7 protein-coding genes are annotated in these 5,872 nt (G+C 75.6%); 4 read left to right on the top strand and 3 right to left on the bottom strand.

The window, feature by feature from the left end; genetic code table 11:
• Positions 1-140: 140 nt before the first annotated feature.
• Positions 141-389, top strand: coding sequence for a DUF2630 family protein (locus tag ABZ570_RS30035; protein ID WP_358070873.1), 249 nt, complete (start codon positions 141-143; stop codon positions 387-389).
• A 128-nt stretch (positions 390-517) separates the two neighbouring features.
• Here the strand turns inward: ABZ570_RS30035 and ABZ570_RS30030 are convergent, their stop codons facing one another.
• The 3 genes from ABZ570_RS30030 to ABZ570_RS30020 form a co-directional block, all read right to left on the bottom strand.
• Positions 518-1,447 carry an RIO1 family regulatory kinase/ATPase gene (locus ABZ570_RS30030; RefSeq protein ID WP_358070871.1) on the bottom strand — a complete coding sequence of 310 codons (930 nt, stop codon included), beginning with the start codon at positions 1,445-1,447 and terminating at the stop codon, positions 518-520.
• A 220-nt stretch (positions 1,448-1,667) separates the two neighbouring features.
• Positions 1,668-2,312 (bottom strand): HAD family hydrolase, encoded by a 645-nt coding sequence (locus ABZ570_RS30025; protein ID WP_358070869.1) that lies wholly within the window; start codon positions 2,310-2,312, stop codon positions 1,668-1,670.
• A gap of 55 nt (positions 2,313-2,367) precedes the next feature.
• Complete coding sequence (locus ABZ570_RS30020; protein ID WP_358070867.1) at positions 2,368-3,222, bottom strand: carbon-nitrogen hydrolase family protein; 855 nt, start codon at positions 3,220-3,222, stop codon at positions 2,368-2,370.
• A gap of 105 nt (positions 3,223-3,327) precedes the next feature.
• Here ABZ570_RS30020 and ABZ570_RS30015 point away from each other — a divergent pair, with 105 nt between their 5' ends.
• From ABZ570_RS30015 to ABZ570_RS30005, 3 genes are all read left to right on the top strand, one after another.
• The gene (locus ABZ570_RS30015; protein WP_358070865.1) at positions 3,328-3,900 is read left to right on the top strand and encodes a helix-turn-helix domain-containing protein; all 573 of its coding nucleotides are present in this window, start codon (positions 3,328-3,330) and stop codon (positions 3,898-3,900) included.
• Between the two features lie 130 nt (positions 3,901-4,030).
• The gene (locus ABZ570_RS30010; RefSeq protein WP_358070863.1) at positions 4,031-4,942 is read left to right on the top strand and encodes a TIGR04222 domain-containing membrane protein; all 912 of its coding nucleotides are present in this window, start codon (positions 4,031-4,033) and stop codon (positions 4,940-4,942) included.
• 25 nt (positions 4,943-4,967) lie between these two features.
• Positions 4,968-5,798: a DUF692 domain-containing protein gene (locus tag ABZ570_RS30005; protein WP_358070861.1), complete on the top strand. Its 831-nt coding sequence runs from the start codon at positions 4,968-4,970 to the stop codon at positions 5,796-5,798.
• Positions 5,799-5,872 lie beyond the last annotated feature (74 nt).

The following is a 5,872-nucleotide window of genomic DNA, read 5'->3' as shown; positions in this document are numbered from 1 at the left end:
CGGCAGGCCGGGCAGCGCCGTGATGGCCGGCGCGCCAGGCGGCGGAACGGGGAGGGCCGTGCCAGGCGCCGGAGGATCCGGAGCGCGACCGGCGGCGGGGAACGCGGGCGCGGCACCGCCCCCTGTGCCAAGCTTCGGGCATGGACGACAAGACCATCCTGAACCGGATCACCGAACTCGTCGACGAGGAGCACCGGCTGCGCGCGGCGGCCCAGGAGAACGAGGCCGGCACGGACGACGCGGCCCGGGAACGGCTCCGGGCGCTGGAGGAGTCTCTCGACCAGTGCTGGGACCTGCTGCGCCGCCGGCGGGCGGCCCGCCAGGCACACGGCGACCCGGACGCGCAGGGCGAGCGCCCCCTGCCGGAGGTCGAGCGCTACCTCCAGTGATCCCCGGGTCCCGCGCCCGAGGACCGGGCGGCACCCGGCCCGCAGTGACCCGGGCCGGTGGAGCCATCGCCGGCAGGCCGGCGGGCGGCGCCCCGGGCGGGTGGTGACCCACCCGGGACGCGGTGCGCTCAGCGGATGCCCGCCTCCCGCAGCAGCAGCCCGGTCAGCTCGGCCGGGTCGGCGTCCCCGGCGGGCAGCCCCCGGGCGGTGAACCAGGTGCCCACCACCCGGACGTCCCGGGCCAGGAACTCCGGGCCCTGCGGGTTGGCCACCACGTCGACCACCTGCGGAAGGTCGATCATGACCAGCCGCCCCCGGTGCACCAGCAGGTTGTACGGCGACAGGTCGCCGTGCGCGTACCCCGCCCGGGCCAGCACGACCAGCGCGTCGACCAGCTGCTCCCACAGGTCGCGCAGCTCGGCGCCGGCGGGCCGGAGCTGGGCCAGCCGCGGCGCCGCCTGCCCCTCCTCGGCGTCCCCGACGAACTCCAGCATCAGCTCGGTGCCGAGCAGCTGCACCGGGTACGGCACGGCGATCCGCCCGGAGTCGGCGCCGATCTCCCAGAGCCGGGCGAGGGCGGCGAACTCGGCGGCGGCCCACTGCCCGGCGATCATCTGCCGGCCGAACGCGGTCCGGCCGGCCATCGCCCGGTTCTCGCGGGACCGACGGACCCGGCGCCCCTCCAGGTAGCCGGCGTCGCGATGGAAGAGCCGGTGCTGGGCGTCCCGGTAGCGCTTGGCCGCCAGCAGGCAGGACCGGTCGGTGTCCGGCACGGCCCGGCGAACCAGGTGGACGTCCGCCTCCTTGCCGGTCTTCAGCACCCCGAGTTCGGTGTCCCTGGCGGCCAGCTCCGTGACCAGCCACCCCGGGTGGGGCTCGGGCCCGTGCACGGCCTCGTCCCAGGAGGACCAGCTGTCCTCGGGGTCGGGCTCGTCGTCGGGCTCGGCGAGGACCGGCTCGGGGTGCCGGCCGCGCTTCAGGAGATACGGTTCGTCGTCGTCGAAGCGGCTCTTGCCGCGGCCACGGCGCTGCGGCGCCGGGAAGTCGTGGTCACACACGGGTGGGTTGATCCTTCGATCGAGGCTGGTGGAGGCAGGCGGAACGACCCTGCAAAGACGGCCATGACCGACCTCCTCTCCTCGACCGGGCTCCCCCGGCTGCGCCCTCGCGCGGCCCCATGCTCATCGCCGGGCGCCAGCGGGTCAACCGAATTAACCAGCCCCGCAGCGCGATCCGGCCCCGGGGCGCGATCCCCGGGGCGCGATCCCCGGCGCGTGGTCACCCGGCCAGCACCGCGGCCACCGCGGCGATGAACCCGTCGGCGGTACGGGTCGGCGCGAACCGGGAGTCCGACCAGCGGCGTCCCCGGTGCAGCCACACACTGGGCAACCCGACCGCGCTCGCCCCGCCGATGTCCGCCTCCGGGCTGTCGCCGATCACCCAGGCACCGCGCAGCGGCATCCGGGACCGCTGGGCGGCGAGCGCGAAGATCCTCGGGTTGGGCTTGCTGACCCCCGCCTCCTCGGAAATCACCCAGTCGGCGACGTACCGGTCCAGGCCGGTACGGCGGATCTTCGCCTCCTGCTGGCGTACCCCGCCGTTGGTGACCACCACCGGCATCCACCCGGCGTCGTCGGCGATCCGCAGGGCGCAGGCGATCAGCGGATCCAGCCGGGTCTTCGCCACCACCCCGTCGTGCAGCTCCTCGACCAGGTCGATGGCGCGCACGCCGAGCTGGTACCGGTTCCGGATGGCGTCCGCGACGTCCCACCGGTCGGTCAGCCCGTCCGCGTCGATGGACAGCAGCCAGTCGATGTCGGCGGGCGGCGCGCCGATGCTGTCCAGGAAGCGCTCGCCCCAGGCGCGGAACGGCCCGTCCCGGTCCAGCAGAGTGTTGTCCAGATCGAGCAGGAGCAACGGCACTCGGGCACCTTACGGGACAGCGCGCGCCACCGACAGACCCCGCGGCCCGGGGCTGTCAGGCGGGCAGCGCGGCCCGGGGCAGCCCGGGATCGGCGGGGCGGTCGGCGAGCATGGTGTGCGCCGCCCGGGTGGCCGCGAGCGCGGCCGGGTCGAGCGTCGCCACCAGCACGTCCTCCCCGGTGTTCGCGCCCCGGGCCAGCGGTCGCCCCTCCGGGTCGTACACCGCGGCGCCGCCGTTGAACCGCCACGGATCCGCGCCGTCGACGGCGTTCGCGAAGACGACGTACATCGTGTTGTCCAGGGCCCGGGCGGCGTAGTAGAGGTCCCGCCGGTGCTCGGAGCCGGCCAGGTAGCCGCTCGGGCAGAGATAGCCGTGCGCGCCGTCGGCGGCGGCGGCCCGCCCGTGCTCGGGGAAGCAGCCGTCGTAGCAGATCCCGAGCCCGAGGCGCCAGTCGTCGACCAGCAGCGTGGCGCCACGCCGGCCCGGGTCGAACAGCTCGCGCTCGCCGCTCCAGAGCTGCTGCTTGTCGTACGCCGCCCGCACCGCGCCGGCCGGGTCGACCACCAGCGCGGAGATGGTGCGCCGCCCGTCGGGGTGCCGGACCGCGGCACCCACCACCACCGTGGCCCCGCCGTCCCGGGCGGCCCGCCGTAGCGGGTCCAGCCGCGGGTCGGCCACCCGGCCGGCGCCGTCGGCGGCCACGTCGGTGCCGGTCGGGTCGGCCGCGAGGGTCGGCGGGTGGTACGCCGGCAGGAACAGCTCCGGCAGCACGACGACCCGGGCACCGGCGGCCTGGCCGACGAGGCGCGCGGCGGTGGCGGCGTTGCCGGCGACGTCGCCGGGCACCGGCTCGGCCTGCACGGCGGCGACGGTCAACGGGCGGGCGGGAAGGGGGGCGGCCTGGCTCACCGGCCGATGGTACCCGCCGCGCGGCCCGCTGCTGATCATGCGAACGCGCACCTCAAGCCGTACGTACGGTTTGCGTCTACGGGGGCCGCCTGCGACGATCGGTGCGTGCCCAGAGTAAGCCAGGACCAACTCGACGCGCGCCGGCAGGAGATCCTCGCCGCCGCGCGGGCGTGTTTCGCCCGGCACGGCTACGAGGGTGCCACCGTCCGGCGTCTCGAAGAAGCCACCGGGCTCTCCCGCGGCGCGATCTTCCACCACTTCCGTGACAAGGAGTCGCTCTTCCTCGCCGTCGCCGAGGACGACGCGGCCGTCATGGTGGAGACCGTCGCCCGCAACGGCCTGGTCCAGGTGATGCGGGACCTGCTCGCCCGGGCCCTCTCGCCGGACACCACGGGCTGGCTCGGCAGCCAGCTGGAGGTGTCCCGGCGGCTGCGTACCGACCCGGCGTTCGCCAAGCGCTGGGCGGAACGCTCCGCGGCCATTGCCGAGGCCACCCGCGAGCGGCTGGTCCGCCAGCGGGAGGCCGGGGTGCTCCGCGACGACGTGCCGATCGACGTGCTGGCCCAGTTCCTGGAGCTGGCGTACGACGGGCTGGTGCTGCATCTGGCGATGGGGCGCCCGGCCGGCGACCTGGGCCGGGTGCTCGACCTGGTCGAGGAGGCGGTGCGCCGCCACTGACCCGCCCGGTCCCTCCGCTGCCCAGCCGGGCGGGTCTCAGTCTGGTAACTCGGCCAGGGGGGCATGATCCCCCCTGGCCGGGCTGCTCCACAATGGGGCTTCGCTACCCCTCGCGTAACAGGAGCGCGCCATGACGGTGCTGGCGTCGGGTGACACCTGGGGCATCCCAGGACCGACATTCCTCGCGGTCTACATCACGGCGGCGGCCGTGATCCTCCTTGTCTGCGGAGTCCACCGCCACCTGGTCCGCCGCGGGCGAACCTCGAAGGAACCGGTGGACGCCGAGTCGGCGGCCTACCTCAGCGGCGGTGCGCAGCTGGCGATCTGGACCGCGCTCGCCGGGATGCGCCGGGCGGGCGTGGTCGGCGTGCGCGCCGGCGGGCGGCTGGCCGCGACGGGATATACGAGCACCGGGATGACCGCCCTCGAGCAGGCCCTCCACTGGGCTGCCGCACAGGGAGCACGCGCCCGCGACCTGCCCACCGACCGGCGGGTCGCCGATGCGTTGGCCGGGCTACGCGAGCGCCTCGAACGGCAGGGGCTGCTCGTCGGCCGGGGGCAGCGCCAGTTCGCGCGGGCCGGGGTGCTGGTCCTGTCGGTGCTGCTGCTGATCGGTCTGGTCCGGGTCGTGGCGGGGCTGTCGGCCGGTCGCCCGACGGGATATCTGATCCTCAGCGTGCTGGCACTCGCCCTGCCGCTGATCGCGCTGTGGCGACCGCCGACCGAAACGCGTGCCGGGCACCTCGCCCTGAAGGGACTACGGGAGAAGCACAAGTACCTCTCCCCCAGCGCCCGCCCCGCGTACACCACCTACGGCAGCGCGGAGGCCGCGATGGGGGTGGCGCTCTTCGGCACCGCGTCGCTCTGGGTGCTCGACGCGAAGTTCGCCCAACAGGCCCAGGCCAAGTACCAGGCGGTGGCGAGCAGCGCCAGCTCCTCCGGCTACAGCGGCTCGTCCGGCGGCGGGGGCGGCTCCTGTGGCAGCGGGGGCAGCTCCTGCGGGGGCGGCGGCGGCTGCGGTGGTGGTGGGTGCGGCGGATGACCTCCCGACGCCGACGGGTGCCAGGATGACCCCACCCTCCCCCGGGCCGTACGGGATCGGCATCGGCTGGCGGCCGGAGATCGCCGGTTTCGTGGCCGGCCTGCCCGGGCTGCGCTTCGTCGAGGTGGTGGCCGAGGCCCTCGCCCCGGCCGGGCCGCTCCCGCACGGCCTCGCCGAGCTGCGCGAGGGCGGCATCACCGTCGTACCCCACGGCGTGCGGCTCTCCCTCGGCGGCGCGGAACCGGTCGACCCCGCCCGGGTGGCCCACCTGGCCGGGGTGGCCGCCGCGGTGAACGCGCCACTGGTCAGCGAGCACATCGCGTTCGTCCGGGCCGGCGGCCTGGAGGCCGGCCACCTGCTGCCGCTGCCGCGCAGCCGGGAGGCGGTCGCCGCGATGGTGGCGAACGTCCGGCGGACGCAGGCGGAGCTGCCGGTGCCGCTCGCGCTGGAGCCGATCGCCGCACTGTTCGACTGGCCCGACGACGAGCTGGACGAGGCCGCTTTCCTCACCGAGATCCTCGACGCGACCGGGGCGCTGCTGCTGCTCGACGTCGCCAACCTGCACGCCAACGCGCGCAACCGCGGCGGCGATCCCCGGGCGCTGCTGGACCGGCTGCCGCTGGACCGGATCGCCTACGCGCACGTGGCCGGCGGCGCCGAGCAGGGCGGCTTCTACCACGACACGCACACCGACCCGATCCCCGCCGCGGTGCTCGACCTGGTCCGCGAGCTGTGCGCCCGCCGTCGTCCGCCGGCGCTGCTGCTGGAACGTGACGGCCACTACCCGCCCGCCGCCGAGCTGCGCGGCGAGCTGGACGCCCTCGCCGCCGCATCCGGCTTCCCGGCGGTCACGTGACCGGCCCCGGCACCGGCGGCCCGCGAGCCGTTCGGCATCGGCGCGTTTGATCGGCTCGCCGGCAAGCGGCGAGA

Source organism: Micromonospora sp. NPDC007271 (assembly GCF_040634005.1).
Classification (GTDB): domain Bacteria; phylum Actinomycetota; class Actinomycetes; order Mycobacteriales; family Micromonosporaceae; genus Micromonospora.
The sequence above is the reverse complement of the archived record's forward strand: the minus strand, read 5'-3'. Positions and strand labels throughout refer to the sequence as shown.

Excerpts from the sequence above, each read along its gene's own strand:
- ABZ570_RS30005 (WP_358070861.1), top strand. The coding sequence starts at position 4,968 with ATGACCCCACCCTCCCCCGGGCCGTACGGGATCGGCATCGGCTGGCGG.
- ABZ570_RS30035 (WP_358070873.1), top strand. The coding sequence starts at position 141 with ATGGACGACAAGACCATCCTGAACCGGATCACCGAACTCGTCGACGAG.
- ABZ570_RS30010 (WP_358070863.1), top strand. The coding sequence starts at position 4,031 with ATGACGGTGCTGGCGTCGGGTGACACCTGGGGCATCCCAGGACCGACA.